Source organism: Luteibacter sp. 9133, assembly GCF_000800155.1.
Lineage (GTDB): Bacteria > Pseudomonadota > Gammaproteobacteria > Xanthomonadales > Rhodanobacteraceae > Luteibacter > Luteibacter mycovicinus.
Window position 1 is genome coordinate 4123002 of the sequence record NZ_JUHO01000001.1, and the last position, 17125, is coordinate 4140126.

Here is a 17125-nt window from a genome sequence, read left to right on the forward strand (position 1 = left end):
CAGTATGAGCGACGCGCCCATCGTACTCCTACAACGAATTGGGAGCAGCACTCATGCGTATCTTTCTCACCGGCGCTACCGGCTTCATCGGCTCACGAATCGTGCCGGAACTGATCGCCGCCGGACACCACGTCCTCGGCATGACCCGTTCGGACTCCGGCGCGCGGGCGCTGCAGGCGGCGGGCGCCGACGTACACCGTGGCGAGCTTGAGGATCTGGAGAGCCTCCGCGCTGGCGCGGCGCAGGCGGATGCGGTCATTCACACGGCGTTCGACCACAACTTCGCGAACTTCGTCGCCAACTGCGAGAAGGATCAGCGGGCGATCCGCGCCCTCGGCTCCGCCCTGATCGGCTCGGACCGGCCGCTGCTGATTACATCGGGTACGGGCATAGGCAGCCCGGGCCATGGCGAGCTGGCCCGCGAGGACGTGTTCAATGCGGCGCACCCGAACCCGCGCACGCTCACGGAGATCACCGGTAACGAACTGCTCGACAAAGGTGTCGCCGTGTCGGTGGTGAGGTTGCCTCAGGTGCACGACCCGGTTAAGCAGGGCCTGATCACGCCGCTGCTGGACATCATTCGCGCCAAAGGAGTCTCCGCTTATGTGGGCGACGGACAAAACCGCTGGCCCGCGGCTCATGTGCTCGACGTGGCACGCCTGTACCGTCTGGCGATCGAACAATGCAAGCCGGGTACGCGCTACAACGCGGTGGCCGAAGAGGGTATCACGGCCCGCGCCATCGCCGAGGCGCTGGGCGAAGGCCTCGGCATCCCGGTGAAATCGATCGACGCGAGCGAATCCGCCGCCTACTTTGGCTGGATGAGCGCCTTCATGAGTATGGATCTTTCGGCGTCCAGCGCGTGGACGCGTCAAGCCCTGGGATGGAACCCGGCGGGCCCGACGCTCCTCGAGGATCTCAGGCGTATGGATTACTCCGTCGCCGCCTGAGCAGGGTCAGAAGCGCAATCAGTGCTGGTTGCGCTTCTTCTCGTCCTTCGCCGCCTTCTTTTCCTTCATGGTCTTGGCGGGCTTCTTCTTGTCGCTCTTCTTTGAATCCAATCCCTTGCTCATGACGTTTCCCCGGTGATTGCCACGGCGGATCGCCGTCGCATGCACCGAGGTTACGCCGATTGCGTGGCGAGTTACACGCTGCCGAACAGGCCGCGCGCGTATTCGTACTCGGCCAGCATTTCCTCGAAGCTGAGCGCACGGTTCCACACCGCGGCATAGCGGGTCAGCACCGCGCCCTGCCCCGTCGCATCGCCGCCGTCCTTCCAGGCATTGATCAGCACCTTGCCGTTGAGCGGACGTGTCGCCAGTCCCGGATAGCGCTGCTCACGCAGGTTGTCCTCATACGCCGGGCAGAGGAAGCGCACGCTGCCACTCACCGCGTCGACCGAGACGATGGCGAAGCGCGGCTTGTAGCGCGTGTCGAGCGACTCGCTCGGGCCGCTGGTCACGGCCTTCTGGCTGCCCGTGAGGGCAAGACGGAAGCTGGTGAGCTCGGAGTTGGCGACACCGGTGTCGTACGAGTGCTGCAACGCCAGACCCGCCTGACGCGGACTGAAGCCCTGGAAGGTGCTGATCGCACGCCCCGCGTTGCTACCCGGGCCCACGGCATACGGGCTGCAGAAGATCGCCGCGAACGTGATGCTGGCGGTCTCGTCGATGTCGGTCTGGAAACCCTGCGTACCGTTCGCCGACTGCGTACCCGACGCGGTGAAGCTCGGCCGCCCGATCAGCGTGAGCGCGGCGCGACCGCTACCCGACTGATCGACGACGTCGCTGCGCGCATTGCCGTTGAAATGCCACTCACCGGTCGGCTGCACACGATTGACCCAGCTAAGCGCCACATCGGCGACCAGTGCGTAGTTATGCATCGGACGCGTCTTGCCCGTGCTGGCGATGTACAGATCGGTGTCGCCGGCGCTGTCACGGATGTTGGTACGCGGGCCGCCTTTACGTCCGGCGATCGATGCGGGCTCGGACGGGTCACCCCAGCCGAGGGAAATCTTGGCGGCGGTATCGGGAAGATCCGCTTTGAGCGTCACCTGCAGGGTGTCGCGGGAGATGACCTTCACCGCGGCGATCAGATTGTTGTCGGTGGGGCTGGCCGGAACGATCTTGTTGTTCGCATCGCGGACGTCCAGACCGTAGTTGCGCGTCGCCGCCACCCAGCTCGTATCCAGGGTGAGCACGCCGGCCGGCACGTTGAAGGCCAGGTTGATCGTACGCGCGTTGACCTTGACCGCCGCCGCGACATCGAGCGCGGGGTTGCGCAACGCGACGCCCGCCGAACGATCCTGGATCAGCTGGTAGAGCGCACGGGCGAAGTAGCGCCCCTGCCATCGATGGCTCTCGTTGGTCAGGTGCAACATCGGCTGATCCGCCGCCGCCTCGTCCGCGTAGTCGAACATGTATTGCGGGTTGACCATGCGCAGGTAAGGACTGGCCAGGCAGGCGTCGCGCTGCGCGAGCGCGATGAACGGATTGCAGAATGCGGGGCTGGTGGCGCCGTAGCTGTTGTGGCTGGTCACCTGGCCGATCAGCCATAGCGGACGCCAGCTCTGCTCGGGCAGGTTGACCTGGCAGAGCTTGAGCCAGTGCGCGCGTTCGAGTGCGGTGAGTTTGGTCTTGTAGCTGGCACGGGTTTCCGAAAGGCCTGTGGAGTCGGCCTCGCCCTGCTGCCACGTGGTGGCCAGCCAGCCGATATTGCTGCCGTCCTTCTGGCCTTCGGCACGCATCAGCCCGAGCATCGCTTTCAGACGCAGCGCACTGTTGTCCCAGCCCTGGTAGCCACCGAGATTGCTGTCGTCGAGGAAGCTGGCGAAGTAACCGATCGGACGGCCACCTTCCGCGCTGGTAAACGCGCTGTAGCGGCTGTACTGCGACGCGGCCGGTACGCCGGTCAGCGCGGCGGTGTATTCCACCAGCCCGTCCGCGCAGGCATTGGTACCGACTTCACCGCCGGTGCCGTGACCGCCGTCGTATTCCACGAGAGGTACGAGACCCGTCATGGCGGTCGCGTCGGTACCGGGACGTACGCCACCGTTGAACGTCACGTTCGCATAGATCTGCTGCAGCGTGAGCGCGGGGCGGCCACCGGTGCCGACCGCGTTCGACTGGCCGTGGAACATGATCAGCTCGCGCCGCGAACGGATGATGGTTTCCGCCGCGGCGATGGCATTGGCTTCGGGAAACATGCTGCCCGTGACGAGCGTGCCTGCCTTGGCGGGTGAGCTGAACAGCCACGACAGGCCGACCGTACCGGTCATGCTGGCCAGACCCAGGCCGCCGGCGGCCGTGGCGCTGTTCCGCAGGAACTGACGACGGGCGCTGTCGGGCTCGGTGGCACGGGCCGCGCTCACGTCACTACGCCAGGGCCGCAGGTCGAGGCTGCCATCGGCGCGACGCAGGTTCAGGGAGACACGCTTGAAGATCCAGGGTTGTTTCATCGTGACGACTCGGATAACGCCGGGGTGAGACACCCTGGGCGACGGAAGGGGAGGAGGATGGCGTGCAAGCCCGGCAAGCCAACCGTCAAAAAGTCGACGACTGACGTTTTTATGACCCGCAATCACGATGTATCACGCGCGTCGGCCGGCGTGTCTCTTCGTATTCGGCAAGAAGGCCATCCAGACGTCCTTTTGTGAGCCACGCCGCACTCTGTCCTCATGACTCGTAAGCCGCGTGACAGCGGCGTTACGGTCGCTCGTGGCCCTCGGCCGCGTCAGTCCCGTGCGTCGCTGAGACGCACGTAAGCCCGACGCCGTACGAAACGATCGGCGAAACATCGCCGTCGCATGTGAATGGGCACCCCATACTTGTGGCCAGCGACCTTCCACCACCCTCAGGGTGTGCGTTTCCTTAAAGTACGCGCGCCGGACGCCAGGATGCGAAGGGACGAGAAGGGGGAACAGGGATGCGCAGGAACGCGCAGGGAGGCGACAGGGACGCAGCGGATGCAGGCACGCGCGCAAGGAGGCGCAGGGATGCGCGACGCGCGCAGGGATACGCCGGGATGCTATTCCGATCCCGGCGGATGCCCGAACCGCGCCTTGAAGGCGTTGGCAAAATTGGCCGGGTTGGAATAGCCGACCCGGTAGGCGATCTGGCTCACCTGCCATTTGCCCTGCCGCAACATCTGCCGCGCGACTTCGAGACGTCGGTCTCTCACGTGCTGCAGCATCGAGCAACCGAACTCCCGCCGGAAGATACGTCTGAGCGTCGTTTCGCCGACGCCGAGGTCACGGGCGAGTTCGTCGACAGCGGGCGGACGGGCGAGGTTGTCGTCCAGCAAGCGCCGGGCTTCATGGGCGAGGTCGCGATGGGCCCTCAGCGTGCGCGTCGCCCCCTGACGCGAGGCGCCCAGCTGCACGGCCAGCTCGACGAGAATGCCGAGACTGAGGCTCTCCCTGTGCAGCCGCTGCAACGCGCCGGTATAGGGCGAGTGGTAGAGGCGCTCGAACAGTGAAGCGATGGCCTTGCTGTCGCGTACCCGCTCGAAGCGAAGATGATGTTTCTGCAACGCCAGCAGCGGCGCCAGCGTGCGGTCGCCCTCCTCGATCTGGTCGCGCAGGAAGGCGCCCGAGATACGCAGGCCACCCAGTCGCACGTGGCTGCCGCCAGGCAGTGTGTCCACGACCTCCGCCGGCTCGCTGAGGCTGAGTAAGGACAGCGCCTCCGGCGTGTACTGGTCGAACATCTCGCGATCGACGCGGTGACGCCAGCGTCCGGCCATGACCTGCACGATGGAGATGCTGTCCGGCAGGACCTTGTCGATGCGCAGCGGGTCGATGAAGTGCAGGTCGCAGTCGAAATACTGCATGGATGGCCGCACCAGCGTCGCACGGTAGTGCCCGATGGCGCGCCCGGCCACGGCGCGCGCCTCGATGAGATTGGCGCGGTCCAGCGACTCCGGCGCGTCGAAGCTGACTTCCGTGTCGCGGTAAGGCGTCCACACGGCCACCGGGATTACCCTGCCTGCGCCGCCGGCGTAACCGCGACGCCGCCGCGGGGCCGAAGCGCCAGCCGGACAAGGTAGACCACGATCAGGACATTGGCGACGAGAATCGCGACCTTCAGCCAGCCGAAGCGAACGATGCACTCGTAGATCTCCACCGGTACGAGCGAACCGGTGGCGATCACCGTGAACCACTCGGCCCAGTGCTTGCGCATCCACAGGCCGATGCCTTCGGTGGCGAAGATGGCGGCATAGATCAGCGCGACGATGCCGACGGCCTCGACCTTGGCCGGCCCCATCTGCTGGAGCAGATGCACCAGACTCCAGCGCAGGTCATTGCTATCGGTGAGTTGCAGGTGCTCGAGCCACTGCACCAACTGCCTGAAACTGTCTTCGCGGTCCAGATGGAACGCGGCGCTGGCGATGAGGATCAGGCCGACCGTCTTGACCGCCTTGTAGACGGCGATGATGCGCAGGCCGGCAGGGTGCTTGGTGTCGGAAGTCATCGGCGAACTATAGAGCGCCGTGGCGACGAAGTAATGAATCCGCCTCAACTATTTGCGAGGTTTCTTCCGGGCGCGCTTGCCGATGGTGGCCGGCTGGAGCGAGCCCGTGGGGCCCGCCACACCGTCTCCGACGCGCTCCATCCACGACAGGTCGTCGACATAGGCGAGGAAGTGCTGGAGGTAACCGGGCGACGACTCGCGCATCAGCGCGATGGCGCGATGGACCAGTGCCGAGGAGTTGAGCGGCCCGGCGTTTTCGGGGACCGGAGCCATCGACTGGCGCAACTGGCTCTCGGTGCGAACCCGGGACCATATGCGGCGAAAGGCGTCGAGGGAAGGCAGCTCGGGGTATGCCGCGCGCTCAGGGGGCGGCTCGCGATCGCCGGCGGCCAGCGCGTCGACCAGCTCGCCAAGCGGGCCGCGGACGGCCGTCGGGCCGACACCGGGCCGGTCGCCGTCCACGCGCCCGACGTCCGCGGCACGCAACAGCGCGAGCCGCCGGTCGAGGATCTGGCGCAACTCGCCTTCCTGTCCGGCGCCTCGCCGCTCCATCGCCTCGATGAGGTGGCGGCGTAGCGTGTGGGTCGACGAAGCGCTCACGGGGTCGCCGCTGCCGGCGCCGACGGCCTGGGCATCGGTGCGATCTCGACGCGGCGATTTTTCGCCCTGCCCTCGTCGCTGGAGTTGGCGCTGACCGGCTGCTCCGAGCCGAACGCCGCGGCGAAGACCGACGAGGGCGGCACGCCATCCGCGATCAGGGCCCGCGTCACGGTCAGCGAGCGCTGGGCGGAAAGCTCCCAGTTATCGGCGAAATGCCGGTTGCCGTCGCGGACCGGCTGATCGTCGGTGAAACCGCTCACCATCAGCACCTCGTCGCGGGTCTTGAGATAGCCGGTGAGTGGCCCGGCAAGGCTCTTCAGCACCTCGAGGCCTTCCGGTTGCAGCTGATCGGAATTGAGAGCGAAGAGCACACTGCCGCGGATGCCGATGCGCCCGTCCACCAGCGTCACACGTCCGGCCGCGAGCGGCGCGGCCAGCGCCTGCTCGAGGCTGACACGGCGTTGCTCTTCGGCCTGCTTCTGCTTCACCGCTTCGTCCAGCTTGCTGGTGAGCTGCAGCTGCATGCCGATCACACCGACGAGGATCAGCACGAAGGCACCGAGCAGGACCGACATCAGGTCGCCGAACGCGGCCCAGATCGGTGTACCGGCTTCGCCTTCGAGCTCGAAGTCGTCGCTCATGCGTTGCCCGCTCCGCTGGACAGACGCTGGCTCGCAACATGCTGCATCTCTTCGATGATCTGCTTCTGCGACAGCACGCTGAGGTCGACCACTTCCCGCGCCTGCGCCACGTAATAGGCCAGCTGCTCGTCACTGCGCGCAAGCGACGTATCGAGGGCGCCAGCGATGAGTTGCAGGCGCTCCATCAGCGCTTCGTTGGACTGACCGAACAGCTGCACGGCGGCACCGAATGCCTCACCCAGACTTGCCACCTCGATGGCGCTGCCGGTGAGTTGTGCCGCGACGCTGCCGAGTTTGCCGGTCTCCGCCTCCACGTGGTCGCTGAAGCGCGTACTGACACGCTCGAGCAGATCGGCCGATGTGGTGACCAGTGCGTCGACGGCGGTGCGCTGCTCGGTGGACGCATGATTGACGGCGTCGAGCAGGGTCTCGAGCGTCGCCAGCAGACGGCTGCGTTCTTCGAGCATGGACGTGTCGCGGACCATACTGTCGGAAAGTTTCTGACGCAGTTCGGCGACGACCTCGGCGGCGACGCGCGGCGCTTCCGATGCGGCGTCGACCAGTCGCGAAATCTCCGCGATGGTTTCGCCCGCGTGCGCCTGGGTGCGTGCCGAGACATCCGTCGCCGTGCGCTCCAGCGCGTCGCAGATCGCCTGCTCGCGGGCGGCGGCCTGCTCGGCCGTCCGTATCCACTGCGCACTCAGCGATTCGGTCATGGCGGCGAGCGACGCGGTCCAGGCGGCGAGACGTTCCTCGTCACGCGCGGCGAGGGTGGACTGCAGATCGGCGTGCGACTGAGCGACGGTGCGTACGAGCGACCCGGCCTGGTCGTCGAAGGTGGTCGCCGCGGAGGCGAGCGCGTCCTGATGGCGTGTGACCAGTGCTTCGTTGGCCGCCTCCTGTCGCGACAGGGCGTCTTTCCATGCGGCCGATGTGGCCGATGCCGATGCGTCGAGACGGGTCGCGACGGCATCGACCAGATCCGACGAGCGCTTGCCGAAACCGTCGACGAACCCGTCCAGTGAGGCGCGCAGATCCGCCGCCATCGCGTCGTTGGACGCCTGCTGCCGGACCAGAGCGTCGTTCCACAAGGCGGCCACATTCGACGTACTCAGCTGGAAGCCCGCCGACAGGCCTTCCAGCTGCTGCTGCACCGCACGGGTCACCGTGTCGTGCAAGGCGGCTGTCTCGCGGGCAAGGCCGGCCATCGTCGACTCCATGACCGGCTGAAAGGCCGCGCTCGCGGCGCGTGCGCTCTCGGTGACACTGTCCTTCAGCGACTGCTCGACGGAGCCGGCGAGGCGCGTGTAGATCGTCGCGGTGGCGGCGTGGAAGGCTTCCTGGCTGGCGAGCTGACGCTCGCTCGCGGCCACGTTGTGCGTTTCCATGGCGGTCATCATCGCCTGCAGGCGATCCATCAACGCCGGCATGGCTTCCGTCTGCTGCTGGAGCAGCCGGAACGACTCGTCGCGCTGATGCGCCCGCGAAAAGACGCGCAGTGTCGTGGCGGCTTTCGCATCCAGAGCCTGTACGGCGTGCAGGCGCTCGCGGCGTACCAGCGCCGAGAGCAGGCCGAGCATCGCCGACGTCGCGACACCGGCGATCGACGTACCGAACGCGAAGCCCAGGCCTTTCACGGGCGCGGCGAGCGAGCTGCGGATGGCCTGCAGGTCGGTCGCGCTTTCCAGCGCCAGCCCCGTACCGCGCAACGTCGCCATCATGCCGAGCAGCGTACCCAGCATGCCGAGCAGCACCAGCAGACCGACGAGATACGGCGTAAGCGCCGGTGTCGGCAGCGCCACGCGCTCGCCTTCGACACGCAGGCGCACGGCGTTGCGCAGGCTCGGATGCAGGCGATCCAGCCAGCCGGCCAGACCGGACGGGGCCACCTCGAGTTCGCCCACGGCCTGACGGAGCGTGGCGGTCGCCTGATGGTATCGATACAGCTCGAGAGCGCCGGCGAGGTAACACGCGGCGATCAGCAGCGCGACCGCCGCGCCAAGCGGGTTGGAGCCCACATAGCCCGCACCGATCCAGATGACGGCCACGAGGCCCACGAGGAACACGGCGAGATGAAGAAAGTTTCTGAACATGATTTCTCAGTTATCGGGTACGGAGCGCGGCGAGCAGCGCCTCGACCGGTTGGAAACGAACATCGAGTTCGGCCAGCAGCACGGCCTGCATGTCCTTGCGGAAGGCATCCAGCCATGCCCCGGCATCGTCGGGGCGGGCCGCCTGGCGCAGCCGGTCGAAGTGATGGGCGAGCAGGGCGGGCACGTTGCCCATCAGCGACTGCTCGCGACCGCTCAGCGCGAGCTCCATGACGGCGTCGACTTCCGCGAGGCGGGCCATCTCATCCGATGAGGCCGCCAGAATGTCCCGCAAACGCCCACGCAGGTGCCCGGTGTGGGACTGCATGGACCTCTGGAGCGTGGTGTAGCGCTGCCGAAGCGGCGCGAAGTCGGGCGTCGTGCCCGCGACGATACCCCGGGCGACGAGCTCACGGGCTCCGGTGATGGCCTGGACCAGCGTTTGCCTGACCCGGGCGCACTCGGCCGCTTCGTCGTCGACGGGGTGCGACACCTCCGCGGCGATCGCTTCCACCTTCCCGTCCAGCGCCGCCGACAAGGCAAGCGCATGGGTCCAGTCGAGCCACTGGCTCAACCGGTCCGGCAACGCGGCGTTCGGGCGACCCGTATCAACGTCGGTGAGACGCGACAACAGGCGGATGAACGTGGGTCCACGGACGCTGGTCCGCTGGTGTGCTTGCACGGGTTCTGCTGGCGAAAAAACGCCCATTTTACACGCGAATGGCAACGCCCCGTATCGATCGACAGGCCAGACCGGCCCTGAGCAAGCCGCCACCCGGCTTGCGCGTCCGTCGGCATCTGGCCACGGGAGCCCTGCGTTACTATCGGCGGTCTTCCAGTCAGGGGATGTGGCCAATGGGTATCTTTCGCCGGCTCGCGGGTGTCGCTGGCTCGCTTTGTCTCTTCTGGGCGGCACTGGATGCGACGGCGGCGGATACGACGGCACCGTGGTGGAAGCACGCGCTCGTCTATGAGATCTACCCCCGCAGCTTCGGTGACAGCAACGGCGACGGTGTCGGCGACCTCAACGGAATCAATGCCCATCTGGATGACCTGGAGAAGCTCGGAGTGGACGCGATCTGGATCGCGCCCATGTACCCGTCGCCGCAGGCGGATTTCGGCTACGACATCTCCGACTACCAGGCCATCGACCCGCAATACGGCACGATGGCCGACTTCGATCGCCTGCAACAGGCCGCGAAGCAACGCCACATCCATGTGATCCTCGACATGGTGATGAACCACACGTCCGATCACCACGCGTGGTTCGTCGAATCCGCCAGTTCACGTAATAACCCGAAGTCGGACTGGTACGTGTGGAACGACGGCATCCCTGCCGACACCGCGCACCTCTCCGCCGTGCAGCGGCGCAACATCCATGACGGCAAGGCGCCGCCCAACAACTGGGAGTCGATGTTCGGCGGCTCAGCATGGCAGTGGGTGCCGGCGCGCCAGCAGTTCTATTACCACCGCTTCTACATCCAGCAGCCGGATCTCAACTGGCGCAATCCCGACGTGGAGAAAGCCATGTTCGGCGCGATACGCTTCTGGCTGGATCGCGGCGTGGACGGCTTCCGGCTCGATGCCATCTCCGTGTTGTTCGAGGATACGAAGCTGCGTAACGATCCCGAACGCCCGGGTACGAATGCGCAGGGCGAGCCGAACCTCAACTACCTCTACAGTGACAAACTGCCCGAGGTCCATGGCGTCATGAGACGCCTGCGTGCACTGGTCGACAGCTATCCGGGCCAACGCGTGCTGATCGGCGAAACCTACGAGCCCAACATCAAGCTGCTGGACGAGTGGTATGGCACGGCGGAAGCCCCGCAACTCCAGTTGCCGATGAACCTGCAGCTGGGCTTCGGCTGGCAGGCAAGCTTCGACGCCACATGGTTCCGGACGCGCCTTCAGGAGTCCCAACAGGTTCACGGGCAACCGTTGCTCGTTGTCGATAACCACGACAATCCACGTTCGATCGATCGGTTTGGCGATGGTACCCATGACGTGGAGCGCGCGAAGGTCGTCGCGGCGGCGCTGCTGACGTCCCGCGCTGTCGCCCTCACCTACTACGGCGCTCCCATCGGCATGACCACCGCGACACCCACGCGGGTCGAAGACGTGCGCGATCCGGTCGGCGTCACCGGCTGGCCGAAGGACAAGGGGCGTGACGGTGAGCGCACGCCAATGCAGTGGACGCCGGGGCCGCAGGCCGGCTTTTCGACGAACCCCAGAACGTGGCTGCCGGTGAATCCCAACCACGCAACGGTCAACGTCGAGGATGAGTGGAAGCAACCCGAGTCGTTGCTCAACTGGCATCGTCAGCTGATCGCGCTTCGACGGGACAACCCGGCATTGCGCGATGGCGCGATGACATTTCTGGATACCCGCGATCCGAACGTCCTGATCTATCGACGCGAGGGAGAACATCCGGTGCTGGTGATGCTCAACTTCAGTGGTTCGGCGCAATTGGTGCCGAAGCGGCTGATGCAGGGCAAGGTCAGGACGCTTGCGGCAAGTGAGGTTTCCCTGCGTGGGCTGGAAACGCTGGACGGGGCGTCACTTCCCGCTTACTCGGCCTGGATTGTCACACCGGATTGATCATCTCGGTTCGGCAAACGACATAGGATGTCGATAGAGTCCATGTGCCGCCTGACACGCTTCTCCTGACGCTGCCAGAACCTCTCGATCTTCTTTCTATATCGATGATCCATATCGGCAATCCTTTTGATGGGTCATGGGGCGAGATTGTAAATTAGACCGGGGCGGAGTCGCCCCCGGCCTGGGGGCGGCGGAGGAAAATGAAATGACGAACGAAGTCATCAGCGCGATTGTGGTCGGATGGCTGCTCCTTTTCCTGATCACGCGAAAACGCGCACGTCGACGGCCATTCGCCGCGCAAACCTTTACCTGCCATCGGTGCGGCACGATCACCCCGCACAATGCAAGAACCATCGGCGCGCTGCGAGATGGGAAATCGCGATTCTTTTGCCGCCCCTGCCATCTCAAATGGCTTAAGACGCAGCCCCCGGGCATCGGCAAGCGGCGGCCGCTTTCGAGCCGCCGTAGCGAATCGCAGGGCGGTTGCCTGGGATTAGTCGCGCTGCTCGTCTCCGTGCCGTTGCTGGGACTAGCAGCGTGGACGTGGCTCTAGCAGATACAAGACCGCAGATCATGACCGGCTAAGCTTGAGCATGGGCCACCTGCCATACGGACGATGCCATGACCGACTCACCTATCCTTCTCGCCTGCCCCCACTGTGGAACGATGAACCGCGTGGCACGGGAGCGCCTCGGCGCCGCGCCGAACTGCGGCCATTGTCACCAGGCGTTGTTTACCGGCAAGCCCGCGGTTCTGACCACGTCAACGTTCGACAAGCACGTGCAGCGCAGTGAACTGCCCTTGCTGGTCGACTTCTGGGCTACCTGGTGTGGGCCCTGCCTGTCGATGGCGCCGCATTTCGAATCGGCGGCGAAAACGCTGGAGCCGAGGTTTCGTCTGGCGAAGGTGGACTCCGATGCAAACCCCGATCTCAGTGCGCGCTATGGCATCCGGAGTATCCCGACGATGATTCTGTTTACCGGCGGGCGCGAGGTGGCGCGGCAGTCGGGGGCTGTGGGTAGCGCGCAAATCGTGGCATGGGCGGAGGCGAAGTTGTCCGGAGGGTAGGTAGTTATTAAAGCTTAGGCCCTTAAAGTTTAATAAGGGTTTGCCTTATTAAAATTTAAGGGCGCTATACGCTGCGACGGATGGGGGTCGGCTTCTCCGCTTTGTTGGCTTTTCGCCAGCAGGGCTGGCTCCTACCGACAGCGTCGCCCCGCGATTTTGAGAGATCGAGGTGGATCAGAGCTCGGCCGATTCTTTCCAGAGGTCCGTGCCGCCGTCGCTGGCGTAGCGATCGATTTCCGTCAGTTCGGCGGCGGTGAAATCGAGGCGCTTCACGGCGTCCAGTGAGTTGTCGAGCTGTTCGACCGTGCGGGCCCCGATCAGCGAGGAAGTGACGCGCGGGTCGCGCAGGGTCCAGGCAATGGCCATCTGGGCCAGGGTCTGGCCACGGCTTTCGGCGATGGCGTTCAGAGCGCGGATGCGCTCGAGGTTTTGCTCGCTGAGCTGTTCCTTGCCGAGTGAACCTTCGCGCGTAACGCGTGCGTCCGCAGGGATGCCCTTGAGGTACTTCGATGTCAGCAGGCCCTGCGCCAGCGGCGAGAAGGCGATGCAACCGGTGCCCAGGTCTTCCAGCGTGTCGAGCAGGCCGTCTTCGATCCAGCGATTGAACATCGAATAGTTCGGCTGATGGATGAAGAGCGGCACGCGCTCTTCGGCGAGGATGGCCGCGGCCTTGCGCGTGAGTTCCGGCGAGTAGCTGGAAATACCGATGTACAACGCCTTGCCCTGACGATGCAGATGCGCGAGCGCGCCCATGGTCTCTTCCAGCGGCGTGGTTGGGTCGACACGGTGCGAGTAGAAGATGTCGACGTACTCCAGACCCATACGCTTGAGCGACTGGTCGCAGCTGGCGATGAGGTACTTGCGGCTGCCGCCGATGCCGCCGTACGGGCCCGGCCACATGTCCCACCCGGCTTTGGACGAGATGATCAGCTCGTCGCGGTACGGCGCGAAGTCGCTCGCCATCACGCGGCCGAAGTTCTCCTCCGCCGAGCCATACGGGGGGCCGTAGTTGTTCGCGAGGTCGAAGTGCGTGACGCCGCGGTCGAAGGCGCGACGCAGGATGGCCCGGCCGGTTTCGAAGACGTCGGCTCCGCCGAAGTTCTGCCAGAGGCCAAGCGAGATCGCCGGCAAGTCGATACCGCTGCGTCCGCAGCGGCGATAGGGCATGAGGTTGTCGTAGCGGTCCGCGGCGGCCTGATAAGACACGTGAGTCTCCGGTTCGATATCTGAAAGAGGGAATGCTAAGCGAAATCGGCCCGCCGAAGGCTTGTCCGTTGACGCTGCCAGCCGGGCTGTCTTCCCGGAGTGACGCCGTGTAGATTCACCGCTGGACGCGAAAAGGAGATGTTCTCGATGAGTGGAACGAATACCGGCCGGCCGACGCGACTGTGGGTCGTTGGCGTGCTCGACATCATGACGGGCATCGTGGCCATCGCGGGCGTCTTCCTGCTGGCCTATGCCTCGACGGTGCCCGACTCGCTGCGACCCGGCTGGGAAACCTGGCTCGTCGCTTGCGGCTCGGGCCTGTTCCTCGTGATCGGCCCGGTGTTGACCCTGGCCCGCGTTCCCCGCGCCCAGTACGCCATGCTCGCCGCCGCGCTGATCTTCTTCGGCATGCTGATCTGGCAGAACGCCGCGCTGCTCTTCGGGCCCGGACCCTTCGACACCCCTTCCGTTCAGATACGACTCGCCGCGACGGTGTTCCGCGGCTGCATGATGATCGCGCTCAACCTCTGGGTGACCCTGGGCCAGCCGACGCGGGATTTCATGCTCGGTGCGCCGAGGGATCCGAACGGTGGCGACGAGGACTCGCGGTCGGCTTGAATCGACGGCAGGTGGGCTCCCGCCTCGTTGCGCCTGCGCGGCGAGTGCCTGTGGAAGGCCGGCGAATCCTTTATCCTGCGGGGCTGCCCCGGGAGCCGGTCAAGGTGCCAAGCACAGGCAAGACAACGCGGATGCCGCGCACGGCCACCTTCGCCTCGGCTGTCCGACTATGGTCGGGCATGCTGCTCGCTTCGGTGCTGGTGCTGGCCGCCTCACTCCTCCTGGGCGGGACCGACTCGACCATCGCCGCGTCGTGGCAGGCCCTCTTCAGCGCCGCCGATACACCGATGCACGCGATCGTCTGGGAGTTGCGCGTGCCGCGCAGCGTCGCGGCGTACGGCGTCGGCGGGCTGCTCGCGCTGTCCGGCTGCCTGATGCAGATCCTGGTGCGGAACCCGCTGGCCGACCCCTATACCCTCGGGCTGTCCGGTGGCGCCGCAGTGGGCGCCCTGGGCGCCATGCTTGCCGGCGCGGGTGCGTTGGCCGTCGCCGCCGGTGCCGCCGGGGGTGCGTTGTTCGCCTGCGTCGCGGTGTTCGTCCTCGCTCACCGCGATCTGCTGTCGCGCCAGCGCGCCGCGCATCGCGACGATTCCACCGACCTCATCCTGATCGGCGTCATGCTCGCCGCGGGGCTGGGAGCCATCGTCAGCATGATGCTGGTGCTGGCGCCGGACAAGAACCTGCGCGGCATGCTGTTCTGGATGATGGGCGATCTGAGCGGCGTGGCGAACTGGTCGCTGCCCGTGCTCGCCCTGCTCGCGTGCGTGCTGCTGGTCGCGCCGCTGGGCCGCCAGCTGAACCTGCTGATGCGCGGCGAAGAGTCGGCCAGCGCGCTCGGCGTGCGGCCACCGGTCGTGAAAGCCGCGATCTTCGTCATCGCCTCGGTCGCCACCGCGATCGCCGTGACCACGGCCGGCACGGTCGGCTTCGTCGGACTGGTGGTCCCGCACGCGTTACGACGGCTGGTCGGCAACGATCAGCGCGTGCTGATTCCGGCGTGCGCGCTGGGTGGCGGCATCGTCGTCACGGTCGCGGATACGCTGGCCCGCGTGGTCGCGGACCCGATCCAGCTCCCCGTCGGCGCGGTGATGGCGGTGATCGGCGTGCCGACCTTCATGTTCCTGCTGGTGCACCGGCGATGACGACCCGCCTGACCACCGAATCCCTCAGTCTGACCGTGCGCGGAAGAGAACTGGTGCGCGCGCTCGACATGAGCGTGGTACCGGGCCAGGTGTGGTGCGTGCTGGGCCCCAACGGCGCGGGCAAGTCCACGCTGCTGCGTACGCTGGCCGGCTTACGCGCGGCGGACGGCGGCCGGGTCCTGCTCGGCGGGCACGACATCGCCAACTACCGTCCGCTCGACCTCGCCCGACGCCGCGGCTTCCTTCCCCAGTCGGTGGTCGACGCGTTTTCGTTGTCGGTCCTGGATGCCGTGGTCTCCGCGACGCATCCCCGCCTGTCGTTCTGGGCGTGGGGCGACGAAGGGGACGACGCGGCGCGGCGGGCACTGGAAACCTTCGAGCTGACTGAACTGGCCGGCCGCGACGTCACCACGCTGTCCGGTGGCGAACGCCAGCGCGTGAACATCGCCACGCTCTTCGCGCAGGATGTCGACCTGCTGCTGCTCGACGAACCACTAACGTCGCTCGACCTGCACCACCAGATGAAGACGCTGCACGAGCTGATGCGCGTCGCCACGGACCACGGCAAGTCGGTGATCTACACCGTGCACGACATCAACCTGGCCTTCCAGCATGCGACGCATGCGGTGCTCATGGATGGCAAGGGCGGCGCTCTGGCCGGCCGAACGAACGACGTGATCACGAGCGGGCATCTCTCGGCCGCGTTCCGTCATCCCATCCACGGCGTCACGCTGGGCGACGAGCTGTTCTTCCGCGCCGAACGCCTCAACGGTGTCTCCCGATGATCCGTCCGCTCGCCCTGCTCGCCATGCTGATCGCACTCCCCGCCTCCGCTTCGGTGACGGTGACCGATGACGCAGGGCGCACGGTCACCCTGCCGGCGCCGGCGCAGCGCATCGTCAGCCTCGCGCCGAGCATCACCGATGCGCTGTTCGCGGCCGGTGCGGGGCCTTACGTCGTCGGTACCACACGCTACAGCGACCATCCCGCCGACGCGAAGCACATCGCGATCATCGGCGACGCGACCATGCTCGACCTCGAGCGCATCGTGGGACTGAAGCCGGACGTGATCGTCGTGTGGCGAAGCGGCACGCCTGCCGCGCAAGTCGAAAAGCTGTCGCGCCTGGGTGTGCCCGTGTTCTACGCCGAGACCACGCGCCTGGCGGACGTGGCCGCGGCCACCCGACGCTTCGGCAGGCTGGCCGGTACCGAGGCGGTGGCCGACCGCGACGCCGCCGCGTTCGAGGCCGAACTGGGCAGGCTTCGTGCGGCTTACGCGGGCAAGCCGCGGCTCAAGGTTTTCTACCAGATCTGGGACCGGCCGCTGATGACGATCGGCCACGCCCAGATCATCGACGACGCGATCACGCTCTGCGGGGGCGTCAATGTCTTCGCCGACCTGACCCAGGCCGCGCCGACGGTCACGCGCGAGGCCGTCCTGGCGCGCGACCCTGACATGATTCTCGGCGGCGGCGACGCCGGCGCATCGCTGGCGGAGTGGCGCAAGACCGGCTTTCTCGCCGCCGTGCGACACGGCAACGTCGTGCCTCTCGACGCGCCTACCCTGGCCCTGCCCTCGCCATCGATCCTGCCGGGCGTCGCCGAGTTGTGCCGGGTCATCGACGAAGCACGGAAACGGGCGGCTCACTGACGGTCCCACCATTGCGGTCGTCGTCACATTTGCCTGCCTA

16 protein-coding genes are annotated in these 17125 nt (G+C 66.2%); 8 read left to right on the forward strand and 8 right to left on the reverse strand.

Translation table 11 applies throughout. The annotated features are described in order from the left end of the window. The first annotated feature begins 53 nt into the window (after nucleotides 1-53). Nucleotides 54-950 (forward strand): SDR family oxidoreductase, encoded by an 897-nt coding sequence (locus FA87_RS18035; protein WP_036109414.1) that lies wholly within the window; start codon nucleotides 54-56, stop codon nucleotides 948-950. Nucleotides 951-1144: 194 nt separating this feature from the next. Here the strand turns inward: FA87_RS18035 and FA87_RS18040 are convergent, their stop codons facing one another. The 7 genes from FA87_RS18040 to FA87_RS18070 form a co-directional block, all read right to left on the reverse strand. After that, nucleotides 1145-3457 carry a hypothetical protein gene (locus tag FA87_RS18040; protein WP_043696489.1) on the reverse strand — a complete coding sequence of 771 codons (2313 nt, stop codon included), beginning with the start codon at nucleotides 3455-3457 and terminating at the stop codon, nucleotides 1145-1147. Nucleotides 3458-4026: 569 nt separating this feature from the next. After that, nucleotides 4027-4971 carry an AraC family transcriptional regulator gene (locus FA87_RS18045; RefSeq protein WP_036109407.1) on the reverse strand — a complete coding sequence of 315 codons (945 nt, stop codon included), beginning with the start codon at nucleotides 4969-4971 and terminating at the stop codon, nucleotides 4027-4029. A 5-nt stretch (nucleotides 4972-4976) separates the two neighbouring features. Then, entirely contained in the window at nucleotides 4977-5471 is a 495-nt protein-coding gene (locus tag FA87_RS18050) for a DUF2127 domain-containing protein (RefSeq protein WP_052191529.1), read from the reverse strand. A 48-nt stretch (nucleotides 5472-5519) separates the two neighbouring features. Further along, complete coding sequence (locus FA87_RS18055; RefSeq protein ID WP_043696491.1) at nucleotides 5520-6071, reverse strand: DUF2894 domain-containing protein; 552 nt, start codon at nucleotides 6069-6071, stop codon at nucleotides 5520-5522. Then, nucleotides 6068-6712, reverse strand: a complete 645-nt coding sequence (locus FA87_RS18060) for an OmpA family protein (RefSeq protein ID WP_043696493.1) — start codon at nucleotides 6710-6712, stop codon at nucleotides 6068-6070. The genes FA87_RS18055 and FA87_RS18060 overlap by 4 nt, the downstream gene beginning before the upstream one ends. Beyond that, a complete protein-coding gene (locus FA87_RS18065; RefSeq protein ID WP_043696495.1) occupies nucleotides 6709-8805 on the reverse strand; it encodes a DUF802 domain-containing protein in 2097 nt (698 codons plus the stop codon). The genes FA87_RS18060 and FA87_RS18065 overlap by 4 nt, the downstream gene beginning before the upstream one ends. Nucleotides 8806-8815: 10 nt before the next feature. Further along, nucleotides 8816-9511: a DUF3348 domain-containing protein gene (locus FA87_RS18070; RefSeq protein WP_052191432.1), complete on the reverse strand. Its 696-nt coding sequence runs from the start codon at nucleotides 9509-9511 to the stop codon at nucleotides 8816-8818. Nucleotides 9512-9657: 146 nt separating this feature from the next. On the opposite strand from FA87_RS18070, the gene FA87_RS18075 reads away from it, so the two are divergent. The 3 genes from FA87_RS18075 to trxC all read left to right on the forward strand — a co-directional run bounded on the left by FA87_RS18075 (nucleotide 9658) and on the right by trxC (nucleotide 12468). Continuing rightward, entirely contained in the window at nucleotides 9658-11400 is a 1743-nt protein-coding gene (locus tag FA87_RS18075; protein WP_043696497.1) for an alpha-glucosidase, read from the forward strand. A 205-nt stretch (nucleotides 11401-11605) separates the two neighbouring features. Beyond that, entirely contained in the window at nucleotides 11606-11953 is a 348-nt protein-coding gene (locus tag FA87_RS20880; protein WP_156128590.1) for a hypothetical protein, read from the forward strand. A gap of 68 nt (nucleotides 11954-12021) precedes the next feature. Next, the gene (trxC, locus tag FA87_RS18080) at nucleotides 12022-12468 is read left to right on the forward strand and encodes a thioredoxin TrxC (RefSeq protein ID WP_036109388.1); all 447 of its coding nucleotides are present in this window, start codon (nucleotides 12022-12024) and stop codon (nucleotides 12466-12468) included. Nucleotides 12469-12642: 174 nt separating this feature from the next. Here the strand turns inward: trxC and mgrA are convergent, their stop codons facing one another. Further along, nucleotides 12643-13674 (reverse strand): L-glyceraldehyde 3-phosphate reductase, encoded by a 1032-nt coding sequence (gene mgrA / locus FA87_RS18085; protein ID WP_043696499.1) that lies wholly within the window; start codon nucleotides 13672-13674, stop codon nucleotides 12643-12645. A gap of 147 nt (nucleotides 13675-13821) precedes the next feature. Here mgrA and FA87_RS18090 point away from each other — a divergent pair, with 147 nt between their 5' ends. From FA87_RS18090 to FA87_RS18105, 4 genes are all read left to right on the forward strand, one after another. Further along, nucleotides 13822-14292, forward strand: coding sequence for a hypothetical protein (locus FA87_RS18090; RefSeq protein WP_156128591.1), 471 nt, complete (start codon nucleotides 13822-13824; stop codon nucleotides 14290-14292). Nucleotides 14293-14423: 131 nt separating this feature from the next. Further along, entirely contained in the window at nucleotides 14424-15434 is a 1011-nt protein-coding gene (locus FA87_RS18095) for an iron ABC transporter permease (RefSeq protein ID WP_036109382.1), read from the forward strand. Continuing rightward, the gene (locus FA87_RS18100) at nucleotides 15431-16219 is read left to right on the forward strand and encodes an ABC transporter ATP-binding protein (RefSeq protein WP_052191433.1); all 789 of its coding nucleotides are present in this window, start codon (nucleotides 15431-15433) and stop codon (nucleotides 16217-16219) included. The genes FA87_RS18095 and FA87_RS18100 overlap by 4 nt, the downstream gene beginning before the upstream one ends. Next, nucleotides 16216-17085, forward strand: coding sequence for a cobalamin-binding protein (locus FA87_RS18105; protein WP_043696503.1), 870 nt, complete (start codon nucleotides 16216-16218; stop codon nucleotides 17083-17085). The genes FA87_RS18100 and FA87_RS18105 overlap by 4 nt, the downstream gene beginning before the upstream one ends. Nucleotides 17086-17125 lie beyond the last annotated feature (40 nt).